The 17254-nt window shown below is 73.3% G+C and carries 13 protein-coding genes and 1 tRNA gene; 8 read left to right on the top strand and 6 right to left on the bottom strand.

The window, feature by feature from the left end; translation table 11 throughout:
• Window positions 1–17: 17 nt before the first annotated feature.
• Entirely contained in the window at window positions 18–2183 is a 2166-nt protein-coding gene (locus OMK64_RS10090; RefSeq protein ID WP_272727988.1) for a TerD family protein, read from the bottom strand.
• A 448-nt stretch (window positions 2184–2631) separates the two neighbouring features.
• Between OMK64_RS10090 and OMK64_RS10085 the strand changes: the two genes are divergently transcribed.
• Window positions 2632–4995, top strand: a complete 2364-nt coding sequence (locus tag OMK64_RS10085; protein ID WP_272727986.1) for an LPXTG cell wall anchor domain-containing protein — start codon at window positions 2632–2634, stop codon at window positions 4993–4995.
• A 318-nt stretch (window positions 4996–5313) separates the two neighbouring features.
• Here OMK64_RS10085 and OMK64_RS10080 read toward each other — a convergent pair.
• Window positions 5314–5396, bottom strand: a tRNA-Leu gene (locus tag OMK64_RS10080).
• A 256-nt stretch (window positions 5397–5652) separates the two neighbouring features.
• On the opposite strand from OMK64_RS10080, the gene OMK64_RS10075 reads away from it, so the two are divergent.
• Genes OMK64_RS10075 through pknB form a run of 7 tightly spaced genes read left to right on the top strand, consistent with a single transcriptional unit; the run spans window position 5653 to window position 14543 of the window.
• A complete protein-coding gene (locus OMK64_RS10075; protein ID WP_162353513.1) occupies window positions 5653–6360 on the top strand; it encodes an FHA domain-containing protein in 708 nt (235 codons plus the stop codon).
• 9 nt (window positions 6361–6369) lie between these two features.
• On the top strand, window positions 6370–6909 hold the full coding sequence (locus OMK64_RS10070) for an FHA domain-containing protein FhaB/FipA (protein ID WP_272727982.1): 540 nt from the start codon (window positions 6370–6372) through the stop codon (window positions 6907–6909).
• 4 nt (window positions 6910–6913) lie between these two features.
• The gene (locus OMK64_RS10065; RefSeq protein WP_272727980.1) at window positions 6914–8326 is read left to right on the top strand and encodes a PP2C family protein-serine/threonine phosphatase; all 1413 of its coding nucleotides are present in this window, start codon (window positions 6914–6916) and stop codon (window positions 8324–8326) included.
• Window positions 8327–8336: 10 nt separating this feature from the next.
• Window positions 8337–9803, top strand: a complete 1467-nt coding sequence (locus OMK64_RS10060) for an FtsW/RodA/SpoVE family cell cycle protein (RefSeq protein WP_272727978.1) — start codon at window positions 8337–8339, stop codon at window positions 9801–9803.
• Window positions 9800–11248 carry a peptidoglycan D,D-transpeptidase FtsI family protein gene (locus tag OMK64_RS10055; protein WP_272727976.1) on the top strand — a complete coding sequence of 483 codons (1449 nt, stop codon included), beginning with the start codon at window positions 9800–9802 and terminating at the stop codon, window positions 11246–11248. The genes OMK64_RS10060 and OMK64_RS10055 overlap by 4 nt, the downstream gene beginning before the upstream one ends.
• A complete protein-coding gene (locus OMK64_RS10050; RefSeq protein ID WP_272727973.1) occupies window positions 11245–12534 on the top strand; it encodes a serine/threonine-protein kinase in 1290 nt (429 codons plus the stop codon). The genes OMK64_RS10055 and OMK64_RS10050 overlap by 4 nt, the downstream gene beginning before the upstream one ends.
• Window positions 12534–14543 carry a Stk1 family PASTA domain-containing Ser/Thr kinase gene (gene pknB, locus OMK64_RS10045; protein ID WP_272727970.1) on the top strand — a complete coding sequence of 670 codons (2010 nt, stop codon included), beginning with the start codon at window positions 12534–12536 and terminating at the stop codon, window positions 14541–14543. The genes OMK64_RS10050 and pknB overlap by 1 nt, the downstream gene beginning before the upstream one ends.
• A 73-nt stretch (window positions 14544–14616) precedes the next feature.
• Here the strand turns inward: pknB and OMK64_RS10040 are convergent, their stop codons facing one another.
• From OMK64_RS10040 to OMK64_RS10025, 4 genes are read right to left on the bottom strand one after another with little or no spacing between them, the layout of a single operon-like run.
• Window positions 14617–15240 (bottom strand): aminodeoxychorismate/anthranilate synthase component II, encoded by a 624-nt coding sequence (locus OMK64_RS10040; RefSeq protein WP_272727968.1) that lies wholly within the window; start codon window positions 15238–15240, stop codon window positions 14617–14619.
• A 1-nt stretch (window position 15241) separates the two neighbouring features.
• The gene (locus tag OMK64_RS10035; protein WP_168676678.1) at window positions 15242–15400 is read right to left on the bottom strand and encodes a hypothetical protein; all 159 of its coding nucleotides are present in this window, start codon (window positions 15398–15400) and stop codon (window positions 15242–15244) included.
• Window positions 15401–15437: 37 nt separating this feature from the next.
• Entirely contained in the window at window positions 15438–16271 is an 834-nt protein-coding gene (locus OMK64_RS10030) for a class E sortase (RefSeq protein WP_272727962.1), read from the bottom strand.
• Window positions 16264–17106: a DUF881 domain-containing protein gene (locus OMK64_RS10025; protein WP_272727960.1), complete on the bottom strand. Its 843-nt coding sequence runs from the start codon at window positions 17104–17106 to the stop codon at window positions 16264–16266. Before OMK64_RS10025 ends, OMK64_RS10030 begins: the two co-directional genes overlap by 8 nt.
• Window positions 17107–17254: the final 148 nt, after the last annotated feature.

Raw genomic sequence — 17254 nt, 5'->3', positions numbered from 1 at the left:
GGCTGCGCGGTCTCGGTCTACAGCAGGTCGGCCAGCACGGCCTGCGGCCGCAGCACGTCGTAGGTGAAGTCAGGCCCCGGCCCGATGCTGAGGTCGGCGGAGGCGGCGTCGTCGACGAGCACTCCCCCGCGTGCGGCGACGTTGAGGTACGCCAGGTCGGCCATCGTCGCCTTGATCGCGCGTCGGGCGATGACGGCACGCGCCAGGAAGGAGATGTTGCCGGCGTCCTGCTCGACGCGTGCGCGCGGGGCGCCGCGCAGGTACGCGTCGACGTACACGAGGCGCCCAGTGGTGAGGTCCAGGACGAACGGCACGGCGCTGCGCTTCCCCCCGGTGAGCGGGAAGGCGTTCGCGACCGACGCGGGGTCGAACGTCACGTGCTCGGAGGAGACCTCGTCACGCAGCATCCACCCGGCGGCGACCTCCTCGAGCTGGTCGAACGTGACCCCGCTGTAGCGGAAGACGACAGGCGCGACGAACCGCCACCCGCGGTCGCGCACGAAGGTCTGCACGGCCCTCAGGTCGATGTCGATGAACTCCTGCGCCCCCGCCGGTGCCGACGTGACGTCGCCGGAGTGCACCATGGCGCCTCCGCGCAGGTGGGTCCAGGAGACCTGGTCGACGACCCCAAGGTCGGCGTCGAGGGCGATCGCGGACAGGTCGAGGTCGCTGTCCGCGTGCTTCCAGTGGACGAACAACCGCAGGGCCTGTGCGTCGCCCACGGACAGCGCCGAGCCGCGCTCGACCTGGATGAGGCCGCCGGCCCCGCTCCGCAGCCCGTCCGGGACGAGGATGTCGCGGGTCGTCCGGTCCACGTGCACGGTGCGCCCGGCCCACGAGTCCTTCGCTGCGAGCTGGGTGTGGATGCCGTCGCCGAGCACGACGACCAGACGCGCGGAGAGGTCGTCCGCGACCCGCAGGTGCCCCTGGGGTCCGTCGATCGTCAGGACCGCGCCGGACTTGGCGAAGGCGACGCGGGGGTAGGTCGCACCGTTGTCCCGGACCTGGGCCTGCGCTCCGAGCAGGACTCGCACCGGCACCCGCGGCACGGCGAGCTTCAGGGCAGCGGCAAGTGCCTCGACGCGATCGCCGTCACCGTCGGCGAGCGCTGCCAGGCGCCGCAGCGAGCGCACGAGCACGCCGGGCGCCTCGGCGCCGAGGACCTGCACCGCCGCTGCGTAGTCCGGGCCGAGGAGCCGCTCGACACGTGAGCCGAGGCTCGTCGTGTCGTGCTTCGTGACACGAAGTCGTCCGAAGACCTCCTGCGTCCGCGGTGCGTCGTGCTCGGCCAGGTGCAGGCCGCGGGCGACCGCCAGCCACATCGAGCGGCGACGGAAGACGTCCGACAGGCGGTCGCTGGCTTCGAGCACCGCCACGACCGTGCGCCGCTGCGCGCGGGTCAGGCGCGGGTAGCGGATGGTCGCTGTCAGCGACACGTCGCCCCCTGTCAGGTCGGCGAACAGGCGCAGCAGGTCGTCGGGCGTCAGGCCGAGCGTCGGGACGGCGGACAGGTCGGCGTCCCAGACGGCGCGCACCAGCAGCGTGCGCAGCTCGCGGAACCGGACGGTGGCGATGTCGACGTGCGCCGTCCCCAGCGCGGCGACGAGGACGCGGAGGTCGTCCAGGACGTCGACGCGCAGCGACGCGGCCGACGCGAGCGTCGTGACCATCCAGTCCCGCAGCAGGTCGTCGCGCTCCTCGGCGTCGACGAGTCGCACGTCGAACCACTGGACGCGGGAGTCGGGCTTGAGGAGCTTCTGGCGCCGGCGAGCGCTCAGCGCCGCGGGGACGTCCTGAGGCATCGACGACGCGGGCCACCAGCCGATGTCGCTGAAGTCGAACGCCGCGCGGATCTGCTGCTCGGTCGGCGCTGCGACGTCCGCGAGGCGCGAGAGGCCGAAGGCGGAGCGCAGGCGCACGTCGTCGAAGCTGGGGAGCCTGTCCGGGAAGCCGCTGAAGAGCGGTGCGAACGTCCCACGCTGTCCGCGGGCGGCGCGCACGTGCGTGACGACGTCGGCGACGACGTCGGCCAACGGGTCTCGTGCGGCGCCGGGGTTGGTGATGCGCACCCCGGCCCGGGCGAGCTCGATGAGCGCGACGCTCACGCAGGCGGGTGACACCGGCCCGACCGCCACCGCGAGAACCCCGAGGCGGTCGAGCGCGATCCGGTCGAGCGCGTGCACGGTGTTCCTTCCGACGGTGGGCCGACGATCGCGGCCGGAGAACGAGGGACCGGCGCCCGTCGGGCGCCGGTCCACGTGAGGAGATCCACCAGGCGGGTTTCATCCAGAGAGGTAGGCGAAGGATGCCTGGCTGTAGGCCTCGAGGGACATGGTGCCGGTCGACGCCGTCGGGCAGTAGTCCTTTGCGCGCGACGTACGACGTGGGCGTGGCCGAACGTAAGGCCGGTGGTCCGCGACGACGGGCACCTCGTGACGCGGGCCGTGTCGCGCCGACAGCAAGTCGCTGAGCGCCCTGGTCCGCGCGCGCCCGCTGCTGGCCGCGGGAGCCGGGCGCCGGACCGCTCTCTCACCGGTCGTGAGGAAGCGGTCCCAGTAACACCTTGACCGTTCTGCACGGTTTGCGACAGCCTGACGGGGTTTGCGTCGCGCTGGTCTCAGGGGGCCCCAGATGGACGTGTCACGCCGCAACTTGCTGCGCCCAGAACGGCGCCGCGACCGGTTCCGGGACCTGCTCGGCATCGCCGCCGGGCTCGCGCTCGCCGTCACGGTCGTGCTCGTCCCGGTCGGCGAGGTGGAGGCCGCACCCCGCTTCGACATCCAGTGCGACGAGCTGATCGACGGCATCGACGGCATCGCGGGTGACGACGACCTGCCCGGCGGGAAGAACGTGCCGGCGGGGCACAAGGAGAAGATCCCGGACTACACGTACGAGAACCCCGCCGAGGCGTACCGGAACCGTGCGGCGCCGACCAGTGCGGAGCTCGACGCGCTGCAGGGCGAGTACAGGAACTTCCCCGCCGGGTCCGAGGACCACATGCTCCGGCGCTGGAAGGAGTACACGACCAGCGGCGGCGAGTGGGAGTGGGAGCGCTGGCGCAACACGTACATCCCGAACATGGCCAACGACTCGCGGGGCGACGGCTTCCACCGCAACGTCGGGCGGCGCCTGAAGCTCGGCGGCCCGGACTGGATGTGCGAGGACACGCAGCTCGCGAAGGAGAAGAACCTCGGGTACGACCGCCGGTACGACTCCGTGAACCGCAACCGGCAGGTCGCCTACGAGCTCAAGTCCGGTGGCTCACCGCTCAAGCTCGACCAGCTGCGGGCCGACCAGGCGCTGATGCGCGGGTCGGGCTGGAGGGTGTACTACGTCTTCAGCCAGGAGCCGCTGCCCGGGCAGGTCCGGCTGATGAACCAGTACGGCGTGCGGTACGTCGTGCTGGAGTCCACCGCGCGCCTGCAGAACCCGGCGTCGAACCCCGGCAACAGCTCCATGAGCCCCGACCCGAACAGGCCGACCGGCGGCGCCGCCAAGGACCTCGCCCAGCGCTCGGGCCGGACGGCCGCCGATGCGCGCGAGGCCCGGCGCCTCGCGGACGACTTCGCGAACGACCAGCGCCGCCAGGGCTTCGGTCCGCGGCGACCGGGCGGCATCGACTGGACGTCGCTCGAGCTGCACTACGTGTCCGACAACCCGCAGACCAAGGACTTCGGGTACGCCTTCTCCGCAGCCGAGCTGCCGGACGACGGCGAGGCCGAGCCGGGGTACGGGGGCGAGGCCGCGCTCGACCTGTCCTCCGACGCGCTGTTCACCTGGCTGTCCCTCGACCAGAGCCAGTTCTGGGTCAACCTCAACCCGGACACGCCGGAGTCGATCATCGACCCGCAGTTCGCGACCACCGACGCGGGGCGCGTGCTGCTGCAGGCGGACCTGCGGTTCAAGGAGACGCAGAACACGTACATGGACCCGGCCACGGAGCACGGCAAGGCGTTCTGGGACTCGATGGAGCGCACCTCCGACGGCCTGATCTGCCACGGGTCGTACCGGATGTGGGTCGAGCCCAAGCCGGCGACCGTCCGCGAGGACGGCGACCAGCTGTACATCCTCGACGCGCCCCTGGCGGCCCGGTACGAGCCGATGGACATCGACTGGCGCCCGCCGGGCCAGGAGGAGGACCTCTGCGAGGACGCGCCTCAGGACATCGTGGACCGCAACACGCAGCGGATCGCCGACACGTTCGCGCCGCTGCTCGAGCAGCGGGTGAACACCGCCCCGGAGTACGCGGACCTGCGTCGCGTGTACACGTCCCGGGTGGCCGCGCAGTGGCTGAAGGAGCGCGACGCCGAGCGTCCGGGCGCGTTCCACGACGTGATCGGCTCCGGTGACGTCTCGGCGTGGCCGGCGCGCACGGCGTGGGACCCGCAGGACGTCTTCGACGAGTACATCGAGCAGCTGAGCACGCCCCTCTTCCGGTACGAGTGGACGTTCGGGGAGATGGAGTACTGGATGGACATCGTCGGCGGCGTGACGCTCCCGGACACGCCGCGTGAGGCGATGCCCGCGGAGCAGTTCCAGCAGGAGCACCCGACCCTGCCGGCGACCGTGCAGTCCTCCCTCTACGACGCGGTGAGCGTGCCGCTGGCCGCCCCGGCCGCCCGGGCCGGCGACGCCGTCGGCACCTTCGCCGAGGGCGCGGAGAGCATGGCGTGGCTGGGCGGTGGCCCGATCGTCCAGATCGCACCCGAGCCGACCGACCCGCCGGACCCCGGCCCGGTCGACCCGCCGGGCCCCGGCGCCGGAGCGCCGGCTCCCGCCGACCCCGCCGGTCCGTCGGGAGGCTCCGGCACGACCACGGTCGCCCAGCGCACCGGCACGCCCCGCGCGGGCGCAGCCTGGGGCGGGAGGCTGCCCGCGACGGGCTTCTCGGACCCCTGGATCGTCCCGACCGCGCTCGCCCTGATCCTGGTCGGTGGGGCGCTCGTCGTGCTGCGCCGCCGAGGGGCATCTCTCCCTGAGCAGGACGACGCGTGAGGGTCATCCCGGTGCTCCGCGCCGCGGCAGCCGGCACCTCGTCCACCGTCTACCCGGCCCCTGGCAGGTCGATCTCGGCAAGGAGCCCTGCGACGAGCCGCCCGACCGGCGTCACCACGCCGCACACGGACGACCCCTGAGGGCAGCGGGAAACCCGCCGAGGAGCCCCGTCGAGCCGCTCGGCGGGGCTCCTCGCTGCCCGCAGACCGAGCCCCGGCCCGCCGCAGGCACCCGATGAACGACGAAGCTCCCGGCCAGGGAACCCTGACCGGGAGCTTCGGTACTGCTCGGGCGGCTCCTTCGGGAACCACCCCTCTGTGCGCGAGGGGGGATTTGAACCCCCACGCCCTTTCGGACACTGGCACCTGAAGCCAGCGCGTCTGCCGTTCCGCCACTCGCGCGCGCCGGAGAACATTAGCACGGCGTCGACCTGGTTCCCGACTCGGCCGGATGACCTGCGACGACGGCCGTACGACCCCCGCGGAACACCGCCGACGCACCCCGCGACGCACCACCGCACGGGACCTCCCCCGAGTCCTCCCACGACAACACCCGCCTCACCCGGTCGTGACAGCCGCGGCACGGATACCATCAACGTCCAGGACGGCCGCCGACGATCGGCGCGGCCACGGCACAGCACGGGTAAGGGAGGTGGGCGTGGGCTTCCTCGACAAGTTCGAGAACGGCGTCGAGCGCGTCGTGAACAACGCTTTCGCCAAGGCCTTCCGCAGCGAGCTGAAGCCGGTGGAGCTCGCGAGCGCGCTGCGCCGGGAGCTCGACGACCGTGCGGCGGTCGTGGGACGCGACCGCACGGTGGTGCCGAACGAGTTCACGATCGAGCTCGCGTCTGCCGACTACGACCACGTGGAGGAGTGGGGCGCGGAGGCGATGGCGGACGAGTTCGCCGCGACCGTCACCGAGCACGCCGCGAGCCAGCGGTACGCGTTCGTCGGGCCGGTGACGGTGTCGTTCGGCGAGGACGCGGACCTCGAGACGGGTCGGTTCCGGGTGCACAGCGCGACGGTGCGCGGCGCGGTCGCGCCGGCTGCGGCGACGGCGCCGACGTCGCGCCACCCGCTGCTGATCGTGGACGACCAGCGCTACATCCTCACGGGCCCGGTGACGGTGATCGGCCGCGGCTCGGAGGCCGACATCATCGTGGACGACCCGGGCGTCTCGCGCCGCCACCTGGAGATCCGGGTGACGCCGGACGGCGTGATCGCGTCCGACATGGGCTCGACGAACGGTCTGTACGTGGAGGGGCACCACGTCCCGGCGGCGACGCTGGTGGACGGCAACACCCTCATGATCGGCCGCACCCGGATCCTGTTCTGGACGGGCGGCGAGCCGGACCTGGACGAGTGACGCCGGCGCATGAGTGAGCTGACGATCACCCTGCTGCGGCTGGGGTACCTCGCGTTGCTGTGGGTGCTGGTGCTGTCGGCGATCAGCGTGCTGCGCCGCGACCTGTACGGCACGCGCATCACGGACCGCCGTCGGGCGAACCGTGCGGCGGCCGCTCCGCCCGCGCGCCCGCAGCCGGCCGAGGCCGTGGCTGCTCCCGCACCGGCCGCACCGGCCCCGGCACCCGTGCGCACCCCGCGCTCGGCGCGCAGCGGCTCGGGCCCGCGCAAGCTGGTCGTGACGGAGGGCCCGCTGCGCGGCACGATCGTCCCGCTCGGCACGGCGCCCGTGCTCATCGGCCGCGCGCCGTCGTGCACGCTGGTCCTCGACGACGACTACTCCTCCTCCCGGCACGCGCGCGTCTTCCCGCAGGACGGGCAGTGGTTCGTGGAGGACCTCGGCTCGACGAACGGGACGTTCCTGGCCGACCAGCGCGTCGACGGACCGATCCCCCTGCCGACCGGTACACCGGTCCGCGTGGGACAGAGCGTGCTCGAGCTGCAGAGGTAACCCGGTGACCGTCGCCCTCAGGTATGCGGCGCGCTCGGACGTCGGGCTCGTGCGCACGAACAACCAGGACTCCGCCTACGCGGGTCCGCACCTGCTCATGGTCGCGGACGGCATGGGCGGGCACGCGGGGGGCGACGTGGCGTCGTCGGTCGCGGTCGCGGCGTTCGCCCCGCTCGACGGGGAGTCGCACGGCCCGGACGACGCGCTGGACCAGCTCGAGGCGGCGCTGGAGTCGGCGCGCGACGACCTGCTGGCGCGCGTCGACGCGGACCCGGACCTCGCGGGCATGGGGACGACGGTCATCGCGATCCTCCGCGCGGGGAACAAGCTCGCGATGGTGCACCTGGGCGACTCGCGCGGGTACCTGTTCCGCGACGGCGTGCTGACGCAGGTGACGACGGACCACACGTTCGTGCAGCACCTCGTGGACATCGGCCGGATCACGCCCGAGGAGGCCGAGCACCACCCGCAGCGCTCGGTCGTCATGCGCGTGCTGGGCGACTTCGACGCCGAGGTCACGCCGGACCTGTCGGTCCGGGAGGCGCGTCCGGGCGACCGGTGGCTGCTGTGCTCCGACGGCCTGTCGGGCTTCGTCAGCGCGGACACGATCGAGGAGACGCTGCGCACGATCGCGGACGTCGACGCGTGCGCGGACCGGCTCGTGCAGCTGGCCCTGCGAGCGGGCGGCGGCGACAACGTGACCGTGGTGCTGGCGGACGTCATCGAGCTCGACGACGTGGCGGACGGCGCGGGTCCGACGACGGCCGCGACGGTCGTGGGTGCGGCGGCGACGACGCGCAACGAGCCGACGTCGGCGGCGGACGGTCCGGCGGCGCGCGCGGCGTCGCTCGCGCAGTCGGCGGCACGGAAGCAGAAGGCGCAGGAGCCCGCCGACGACACGGACGACGACCCGGCGGACACGCCGTCGCTGCCCGTGACCGTCGGCGCGGTCGGTGACGACGACGAGGACGAGGACGACGCACCGGCGCGGGGCCGCCGGGTGCGCGCGGGCGTCGTCTGGACCATCGCGGGCGTGCTGACGGTCGCGGTGCTCGCGCTCGGCTACCTGTGGACGCAGACGCAGTACTACGTGGCGGACTCCGACGGGGAGGTCGTGATCCTGCGCGGCCTGCCGCAGACGCTCGGCCCGGTCGCGCTGTCGACCGTGGTCGAGCGGTCGGGGACGTCGATGGAGGACCTCGGCTCCGCCTACCTGCGCGAACGCGTCGAGCAGACGATCCACGCGACGTCGCTCGAGGACGCCCGCGACCTCGTGCGGATGCTCGAGGCGGACGCGGAGGACGACGCCGACAAGGCGACGCCGACCCCGTCGGCCACGGCGACGCCCCTCCTGCCGGCCGTCGAGCCGACGACGCCGCCCGCGGTCGACCCGGCTGCCGGGGTGACCAGCCCGTGAGGTGGACGTGATGGCGACCGTGCAGCCGCACCAGGTGCGGGCGGGGCGCGGCGTCGAGCTCGGCCTGCTCGTGCTGGCGCTCGCGATCGCGGTGGCGGGCTACGCCCTCGTGGGCCTGGGCATCGACGGCAGCGTGCCGGCGGACGTCATCGGCTACGCGGCGGGCCTGACGGGTCTCGCGGTCGCGCTGCACCTGGTCCTGCGCTGGCGTGCGCCGTACGCGGACCCGGTGATCCTGCCCGTCGCGGTCGCGCTCAACGGTGTGGGCCTGGCGATGATCTACCGCATCGACATCGCGTACGAGGCGCGGGACAAGGCGGCCGGGTTCGCGGAGCGGCAGCTCGGCTGGACGGCGATCTCGGTGGTCCTCGCGGCGCTCGTGCTGGTGCTGCTGCGCGACCACCGGACGCTGCGCCGCTACACGTACACCGCGATGATCGTCGCGCTCGGGCTCGTGGTCCTCCCGCTGGTACCCGGCATCGGCCAGTCGATCAACGGCGCGCAGATCTGGGTGCGGCTCGGCGGCGTCGGCATGCAGCCCGCGGAGTTCGCCAAGATCGCGCTGGCGGTCTTCTTCGCGGGGTACCTGGTGACCCACCGCGACACGCTCGCGCTGGCGGGCCCGAAGGTGCTGGGCCTGCAGCTGCCGCGTCCGCGCGACCTCGGCCCGATCCTCATCGTGTGGGGCGCCTCGCTCGCGGTGCTCGTCCTCGAGCGCGACCTCGGCACGTCCCTGCTGCTGTTCGGCCTGTTCGTCGCGATGCTCTACATCGCGACCGAGCGGCTCAGCTGGGTCGTCATCGGCCTGCTGCTGTTCGTCGGTGGCGCGGTCGTCGCCGCGACCGCGTTCCCGCACGTCGGGGCCCGTTTCGACGCGTGGCTGCACCCGTTCGACCAGGAGGTCTTCGACCGCTTCCCGGGCGGCTCGGGGCAGCTCGTGCGCGGCCTGTTCGGCCTCGCGAGCGGCGGCCTGTTCGGGACCGGCTGGGGTGCGGGCCGGCCCGACCTCGTGCCGTACGCGGAGTCGGACTTCGTCATCGCGTCGCTCGGCGAGGAGCTCGGCCTCACGGGCCTGCTCGCGCTGCTGCTCTGCTACACGATCCTCACCGAGCGCGGCCTGCGGACCGCGATCGGCGTGCGCGACGGGTTCGGCAAGCTCCTCGCGGGCGGCCTCGCGTTCGTCGTCGCCTTCCAGACGTTCGTCGTCGTCGGCGGCGTGACCCGCCTGATCCCCCTGACGGGCCTCACGACGCCGCTCCTCGCGTACGGCGGCTCGTCGCTCGTCGCGAACTGGGTGATCGTGGCGCTGCTGCTGCGCATCTCCGACGAGGCCCGTCGTCCCGCGCCCGTCGTGCGCGCGGTCCTCACGCCCGAGGTCGGCACGCCGGTCGCGTCGGGGGCCCGCGCGAACGGCAGCGGCAGCGCCGGCCCGACCGGCGGCGACCAGCCCACCGAGCGGATCGAGGGGCTGTCGTGAACACTCCCCTGCGCCGCCTCGCGACGGTGGTCCTCGTGATGTTCGTCGTGCTCATGGGCGGCACGACGTGGGTCCAGTACGTCCAGGCGGACACCCTCAACAACGACCCGCGCAACGTCCGCACGCTGTACCGCGAGTTCGGCAACGCGCGCGGCCCGATCGTCGTCGCGGGCGAGGCGGTCGCGTCGTCGGCGCCCGTGGACGACGCGTTCGGCTACCAGCGCTCGTACACGGGCGGCGACCTGTGGTCGTCGGTCACCGGGTTCTACTCGGTGGTCAACGGGCGCACCGAGCTCGAGCTCGCCGCGAACGACGCGCTCACGGGCCGCGGTGACCAGCTGTTCTTCACGCGCGTGCGCGACATGCTCACGGGCCGCCGCCCCGAGGGCGCCGCGGTCGAGACGACCCTGCTCCCGGCGGCGCAGCAGGCCGCGCGCGACGGGCTCGGCGACCAGCAGGGCGCCGTCGTCGCGATCGAGCCGGCGACCGGCAAGATCCTCGCGCTCGTCTCGACGCCGGGCTTCGACCCGAACCTGCTGGCGACGCACGACACGAAGGCGGCCGGCGAGGCGTTCTCGGCGCTGTCGACGGCCGACGGCAACCCGCTGCGCTCGAACGCGACCAAGGAGGTCTACCCGCCCGGGTCGACGTTCAAGCTGGTCACGGCCGCGGCGGCCCTCGAGAGCGGCTCGTACACGCCGCAGTCGCCGCTGCCCGCGCCGGTCGTGCTCGACCTGCCGCAGACCACGGCCACGGTCGGCAACTTCGGCGGCGGCGGGTGCGGCGCCGACCCGATCACGCTCGCGGACGCGCTGCGCGTCTCGTGCAACACGTCGTTCGCGCAGCTCGGCCTCGACCTCGGGGACGACGCGCTGCGCACGCAGGCCGAGCGGTTCGGCTTCAACGAAGGGCTCACCATCCCCACCGTCGTCGTGCCCTCGGTCTTCCCCGACGACCTCGACGCCCCCGAGACGGCCGGCTCGGCGATCGGCCAGCGCGACGTCCGGGCGACGCCCATCCAGATGGCGATGGTGTCGGCCGCGATCGCGAACGAGGGCCGGCTCATGACGCCGTACCTGGTCCAGACGGTCCGCTCCGCCGACCTGCACACCGTCGACGAGACCGAGCCGGAGCTGCTGTCGACCGCCGTGTCGCCCGGGACCGCCGCCGCGCTGCGCGACATGATGGTCGGCGTGGTCGCCGACGGGTCGGGCACCGCCGCGCAGATCCCGGGGGTGCAGGTCGCCGGGAAGACGGGCACGGCCCAGACCGGCGACGACCAGGCGCCCCACGCGTGGTTCACCGCGTTCGCCCCCGCCGACGCACCTCGGGTCGCGGTCGCGGTGATCGTCGAGCACGGCGGCAGCGCCGGCAACGAGGCGACGGGCGGTCGCGTGGCCGCGCCCATCGCGAAGGCCGTCATCCAGGCGGTGCTGGGATCGTGAGGACGGCGGCAGGCGTGGCCCTCGACGGCCGGTACCGGCTCATCAAGCCGATCGCGACCGGCGGCATGGGCGAGGTGTGGGCGGCGCACGACGACGCGCTCGCGCGTCCCGTCGCGGTCAAGGTGCTCAAGGAGGAGTTCGCGGGCGACCCCGGCTTCCTCGAGCGCTTCCGCACCGAGGCGCGCAACTCGGCGTCGCTGCACCACCCGTCGATCGCGCAGCTGTTCGACTACGGCGAGCAGGACGGGTCCGCGTTCCTCGTGATGGAGCTCGTCGTCGGCGAGCCCCTGTCCGACCTGCTCGAGCGCGAGCCGGTCCTCACGCCGCGCCGGCTGCTGCCGATCCTCGCGCAGACGGCACGCGCCCTGCACGCGGCGCACCTGGCGGGCGTCGTGCACCGCGACGTCAAGCCCGGCAACATCCTGCTCGGCCGCGGCGGCCGCGTGAAGATCACCGACTTCGGCGTCTCGCTCGCGCAGAACCAGATCACCATGACCGCGACCGGCATGGTCATGGGCACCGCGCAGTACCTGTCGCCCGAGCAGGCCGTCGGCAAGGCCGCGACGCCGCTGTCCGACCTGTACTCGCTCGGCGTGGTCGCGTACGAGGCGCTCGTCGGGCACCGCCCCTTCACGGGGCCGACGGCGGTCGACATCGCGGTCGCGCACGTCAACAACGCGGTGCCGCCGCTGCCGTCGAGCGTCGACAAGCACCTCGCCGCGCTCGTCATGCGCCTGCTGTCGAAGGACCCCGCGCAGCGTCCGCAGTCGGGCGAGGAGCTCGCCGGGCTGTTCGACAAGCTCGTGCCGCGCACCCCGCCCAGCGGCGTCCCGGTCCTGGTCTCGAAGATCTCGCGCCCGGTCGACACGTTCGCGACGGCGGTGACCACCGCACGTGCCGCGTCGGACGAGCCGCCGCCGACGTACCCGCCGCGTCGCACCCGCCGCGACGAGCCGCGCGCGCGTGCGTCGAGCACGCCGCGGCACGTGAACGTCGCCTCGCTGCGGACCAGCGGACCGCGGCTCGGCCGCTTCTCGCGGTTCCGCTGGCCGCTGCTCGCGCTCGTGCTGCTCCTGGTCGCGCTGCTCGGCGCGGCCCTCGCCAACGGCCTGACCAGGGCCGCACCCCTCGACGGACCGCCCGGGGCCGTCGTCGCGCTCAGCACGCCCCCACGCGACGACGGCAGTCAGTACCCTCGTCGCGGCAGTCCCGATGGGATGATCTCGGTGGACGGGCGCGGTGACGGTCCCGCGCGCCCGCTGACGACGGAAGTGAAGGACGCCTAGTGGTGGACGACGGATCCCGGATCCTCGCCGGACGGTACGAGGTCGGCGAGCTCATCGGGCGCGGTGGCATGGCCGAGGTGCACATCGGCCACGACACCCGGCTCGGCCGCACGGTCGCGATCAAGATCCTGCGCTCGGACCTCGCGCGCGACCCCTCCTTCCAGAACCGGTTCCGGCGCGAGGCGCAGGCCGCCGCGGCCCTGAACCACCCGGCGATCGTCGCGGTCTACGACACGGGCGAGGACGTCTTCACCGAGCCGACGGGCGTCGTCGCGCACGTGCCGTTCATCGTCATGGAGTACGTCGAGGGTCACACGGTCCGCGGCATCCTGCGCGACGGGCACGCGGTGCCCATCGAGGAGGCGGTCGAGATCACCGCGGGCGTGCTGTCCGCGCTCGAGTACTCGCACCACGCGGGCATCGTGCACCGGGACATCAAGCCCGCGAACGTCATGCTCACGCCGACGGGTGCGGTCAAGGTCATGGACTTCGGCATCGCCCGCGCGGTCGCCGACTCCGCCGCGACCATGACGCAGACGCAGGCCGTCATCGGCACCGCGCAGTACCTGTCGCCCGAGCAGGCCCGCGGCGAGCAGGTCGACGCGCGCTCCGACCTCTACTCGACGGGCTGCCTGCTGTTCGAGCTGCTCACGGGCCGTCCGCCGTTCACCGGCGACTCCCCCGTCGCCGTCGCCTACCAGCACGTCCGCGAGACCGCGCCCACGCCGTCGCAGTTCGCGTCCGACGTGCCCGAGGCGCTCGACCGGATCACGGCCAAGGCGCTCGCCAAGGAGCGCGACGCGCGGTACTCGACGGCCGCGGAGTTCCGCGCCGACCTCGAGGCCGTCCTGCGCGGCGGCGTGGTCAGCGCGCCCGCCGTCGGTGCCGTCGCGGCCGGTGCCGCGCTCGCCGCGGCGGAGGCCACGCAGGTCATGGCGCCCCCGGCCGTCGCGGCGACGCAGGCCATGGCGCCGACGTCGCCGTGGGCCCAGACGGGTCTGCAGCCGACGACGCCTGCGGGCCTCCCCGAGGAGCCCGAGGACGAGGGTCGCAAGCCGTGGCTCATGTGGGTCCTCATCGGCATCGCGGTCCTCGCGGTCGCGGGCATCATCGCGCTGCTGGTCGCGAACTCGCGCAGCAACGCCCCCGAGGAGCTCACCGTCCCCGACGTCGTGGGGCTCACGCGCGAGGAGGCCGAGAAGAAGATCGAGGACGCGGAGCTGCAGTTCACGCCCGCGGAGGAACCGTCCGACACGGTCCCCGAGGGCGAGGCGATCAAGTCCGACCCCGCCGCCGGCACGCCCGTCGAGAAGCTCGACAACGTCACCGTCACGTTCTCGACCGGCCCCGCGACCACGACCGTCCCGACGGGCCTGGCCGGGATGACCGAGCAGGAGGCCGTCGCGGCGATCGAGGCCGCCGGTCTCACGGTCGACCCGAACCGGACCTCCGAGGACGACCCCAAGCAGCCCAAGGGCCGCGTCACGCGCACCGAGCCCGCCGAGGGCGAGTCGGCGTCGTCCGGCAGCCCGGTGAAGCTGTTCGTGTCGTCCGGCAACGTGCAGGTGCCCGACCTGGCCGGCAAGACGCGGGCCGAGGCCGAGCAGCTGCTCAACGACGCGTCGCTCAACGCCAACTCGCGCGAGCGGGAGACCAACGAGCAGCCGCCGGACACGGTCATCTCGCAGGACAAGCCCGCAGGCTCGCTCGTGCCGCAGGACACGACGATCAACATCGAGATCGCCATCGCACCCGAGAACCCGGTCGTGCCGGAGAACCTGGTCGGGATGTCGTACGACCAGGCCGTGCAGGCGCTGGCCCAGGCGGGCCTGACCAACGTGCGGCGCGTCGACGAGCAGTCCGAGTCGCCCGTCAACCAGGTGATCCGCGTCGAGCCCGACGGCGGGTCCGAGGTCGAGCCGGGTCAGCAGATCGACCTGCACGTCTCGAAGGGCCCGGGTGGCGGCGGCAACAACAACGGCCAGCCGACCCAGACCCCCAAGCCGTAGCGCGCCACGGCATGCGGAAGGCCCCGCTCGTCTCCGGACGGGCGGGGCCTTCGCTGTGGTGCGTGTGCCGCCGTCAGAGGCGGACGAGCGGGTGCAGGCCCTCCGACCGCGCGACGGCCTCCTCGTCGCCGCACACGGTCAGCCAGTTCGCGAGCAGCCGGTGGCCGCCCTCGGTGAGCACCGACTCGGGGTGGAACTGCACGCCGTGCAGCGGGAGGGTCCGGTGCTGCAGGCCCATGATGATGCCGTGCGTGGTCGCGGTGACCTCGAGCTCGTCGGACACGGTCCCGTCGACGACGGCGAGCGAGTGGTAGCGGGTCGCGGTGAACGGCGTCGGCAGGCCCGCGAGGACGCCCTCGCCGTCGTGCTCGACCTCGCTCGTCTTGCCGTGCATGAGCTCGGGCGCGTGGGTCACGGTCCCGCCGTAGACCTCGCCGAGCGCCTGGTGGCCGAGGCACACGCCGAGCATGGGCGTCGCGCTCTCGGCGCAGTCGCGGATCACCTGCATGCTCTGACCGGCCTCGGCGGGCGTGCCCGGGCCGGGGGACACGAGCACCCCGTCGAAGTCGCCGCGCTCGGACAGCGGCGGGACGGCGTCGTTGCGGACGACGACCGTCTCGGCACCCAGCTGGTTGAGGTAGCCGACGATCGTGTAGACGAACGAGTCGTAGTTGTCGATCACCAGGATCCGGGTCACGTCACTCCCCCACGGTGGTCTCGTTGAACGGCATGAACGGCGCGACCGCCGGGAACACCCACAGGAAGCACGCGGCGAGCACGAGGAACGCGGCGACCGCCAGGATCAGCGCCCGGACCACGGACGGTCCCGGCAGGTGACGCCACAGCCACCCGTACATCATCGGTCTCCTGTCACGTGGATTCGACGGGCGCACATCATGCGCCCGGCAGCAGCTCGGCGGGAGTCCCGTCCGTCACGGGCGCCCAGTAGTCGAACGTGCCGTGCACGATGAACCGTTCCCGTGCGGAGAACATCGGGTGGCACGTCGTGAGGGTGATGAACCGCTCGGTGGGGGTCGCGCCCGGGTCGCCGGGCACGGGTGCGATGACGTCGACGTCGGTGGGCATGACGATCTCGGTCGACGACACCCGGTAGACGTACCAGGTGTCGGACGTACGGACCACGATCGGGTCCCCCACCTGCAGCTCCGCGACCCGGTTGAACGGCTTGGCGTACGTCGTGCGGTGGCCGGCGAGCGCGAAGTTGCCGACGCCGCCCGGCATCGCGGTGCCCTCGTAGTGGCCGACGCCCAGCACGTCGAGCACCGTCGCGCGGTCGGTGCCCTGGCTCACGGGTCGTTCGGGCTCGCCCGCCCACCGCGGCACCTGGATCGTCGCGAAGGTCGTCGCGTGCGGCGGCTCCTCCAGCACGGGCGGGTCCTCGCGCCGCGGCTCGGCGACGAGCGGGCCGGTCTGCGTCGCGGTCGGCTCGGGCGTCGGTGCGACCTCCCAGTCGAGGTCGCGGACGATCTCGGCCTGCGCGCGGTTGCCCTCGACGTCGGTCCACCACAGCTGCCAGGCGAGGAACGCGAACAGCAGGACGCCCAGGGTGATGAGGACCTCGCCGACGACACCGACGGCGGTGTAGGCGCGCTGCCGCGCCGGGCTCGCCCCGCGCCGGGGCCGGGTGCCGCGTCGGGTGCGGACGGGCTGGTCGGCGGGAGGCGGACCGTCGGGCGTGGCGGTCGCCGTGGCGGCCGGGTCAGTCATCGTCGCTCCCTGGGCCGGCCGGGCCGGTGCTGCGCGTCTGCGCGGTCGCGCGTGCCTCGTCCTTCGCGGCCTCCTCGGCGGCCTCGAGGCCGGGCAGGATCTCGACACCGTCCGGGACGCGCGCGTACTCGAGCTCGGTGGCTCCGGAGTAGGCCGGCATCTGCATCGCGTCGGACTGGTCGACGGACCAGCCGAGGCCGACGGCCTTGACGTCGCGCAGGTAGAGCCCGACGGCGGGCGACGCGGCGAGCCCGTCGCGCAGGTCGGACGGGTCGCCGATGGCCTCGATGACGTAGGGCGGCGAGTAGACGCGCCCGTGCAGCTTCAGGACGTTGCCGACGCACCAGAAGGCGCTCGTCGAGATCACCCGCTGCCCCTGGAGCGTCATCGCCTCGGCGCCGCCCGCCCAGAGCGCGTTCATGACGTTCTGGATGTCCTGCTGGTGCACGAGCAGCACGTCCTGGTCGACGCCCTCGCGGGCGGGCGCGTCCTCGAGCTGGACCGTGAGCCCGGGACCCGTGACGGGCGTCGCGCCGCCTTCCACGAGGTAGCCCGCGCCGGGCTGCCCGGGCTGGGTGCTCGCGTCGGCGCTGCCGTCCTCGGCGAGCGCGTCCACCTCGGTCCGCAGGGCGTCGACCTCGGTCGACAGGCGCGCGACGCGGTCGTTCTGGACGCTGGCGAGGCCGGCGAGGTCCTGCGGGTGCCGCTCCCCCTCGTTGGCCTGCGCGAACCGTGCGTTGGCGGCGAACAGCGCACCCGAGAGGGCGAGCACGACGGCGACCGAGAGCGTCCCGCGCGCGAGGAGACGCCGCGCACGGTGGGAGTGCTCGGTCACTGTCGTCCTCTCGAGGGGGTCGGGCGGAGGGCTGCTGCCCACTACGCTAGGTCACGTTGCGTGGCGCCCGTGACGGTGCGCGGCGTCCACGTCACATCGTTGTCGCACGGTGACACCCCGTCACCGTCCGTTCGCGCGACGTCCACGC

This window comes from Cellulomonas fimi (genome assembly GCF_028527925.1).
Lineage (GTDB): Bacteria > Actinomycetota > Actinomycetes > Actinomycetales > Cellulomonadaceae > Cellulomonas > Cellulomonas fimi_C.
The sequence above is the reverse complement of the archived record's forward strand: the minus strand, read 5'-3'. Positions and strand labels throughout refer to the sequence as shown.

Bases quoted from the DNA above. Each gene is read 5' to 3' on its own strand.
- OMK64_RS10085 (WP_272727986.1), top strand. From the start codon at position 2,632: ATGGACGTGTCACGCCGCAACTTGCTGCGCCCAGAACGGCGCCGCGAC.
- OMK64_RS10070 (WP_272727982.1), top strand. From the start codon at position 6,370: ATGAGTGAGCTGACGATCACCCTGCTGCGGCTGGGGTACCTCGCGTTG.
- OMK64_RS10060 (WP_272727978.1), top strand. From the start codon at position 8,337: ATGGCGACCGTGCAGCCGCACCAGGTGCGGGCGGGGCGCGGCGTCGAG.
- OMK64_RS10035 (WP_168676678.1), bottom strand. From the start codon at position 15,400: ATGTACGGGTGGCTGTGGCGTCACCTGCCGGGACCGTCCGTGGTCCGG.
- OMK64_RS10030 (WP_272727962.1), bottom strand. From the start codon at position 16,271: ATGACTGACCCGGCCGCCACGGCGACCGCCACGCCCGACGGTCCGCCT.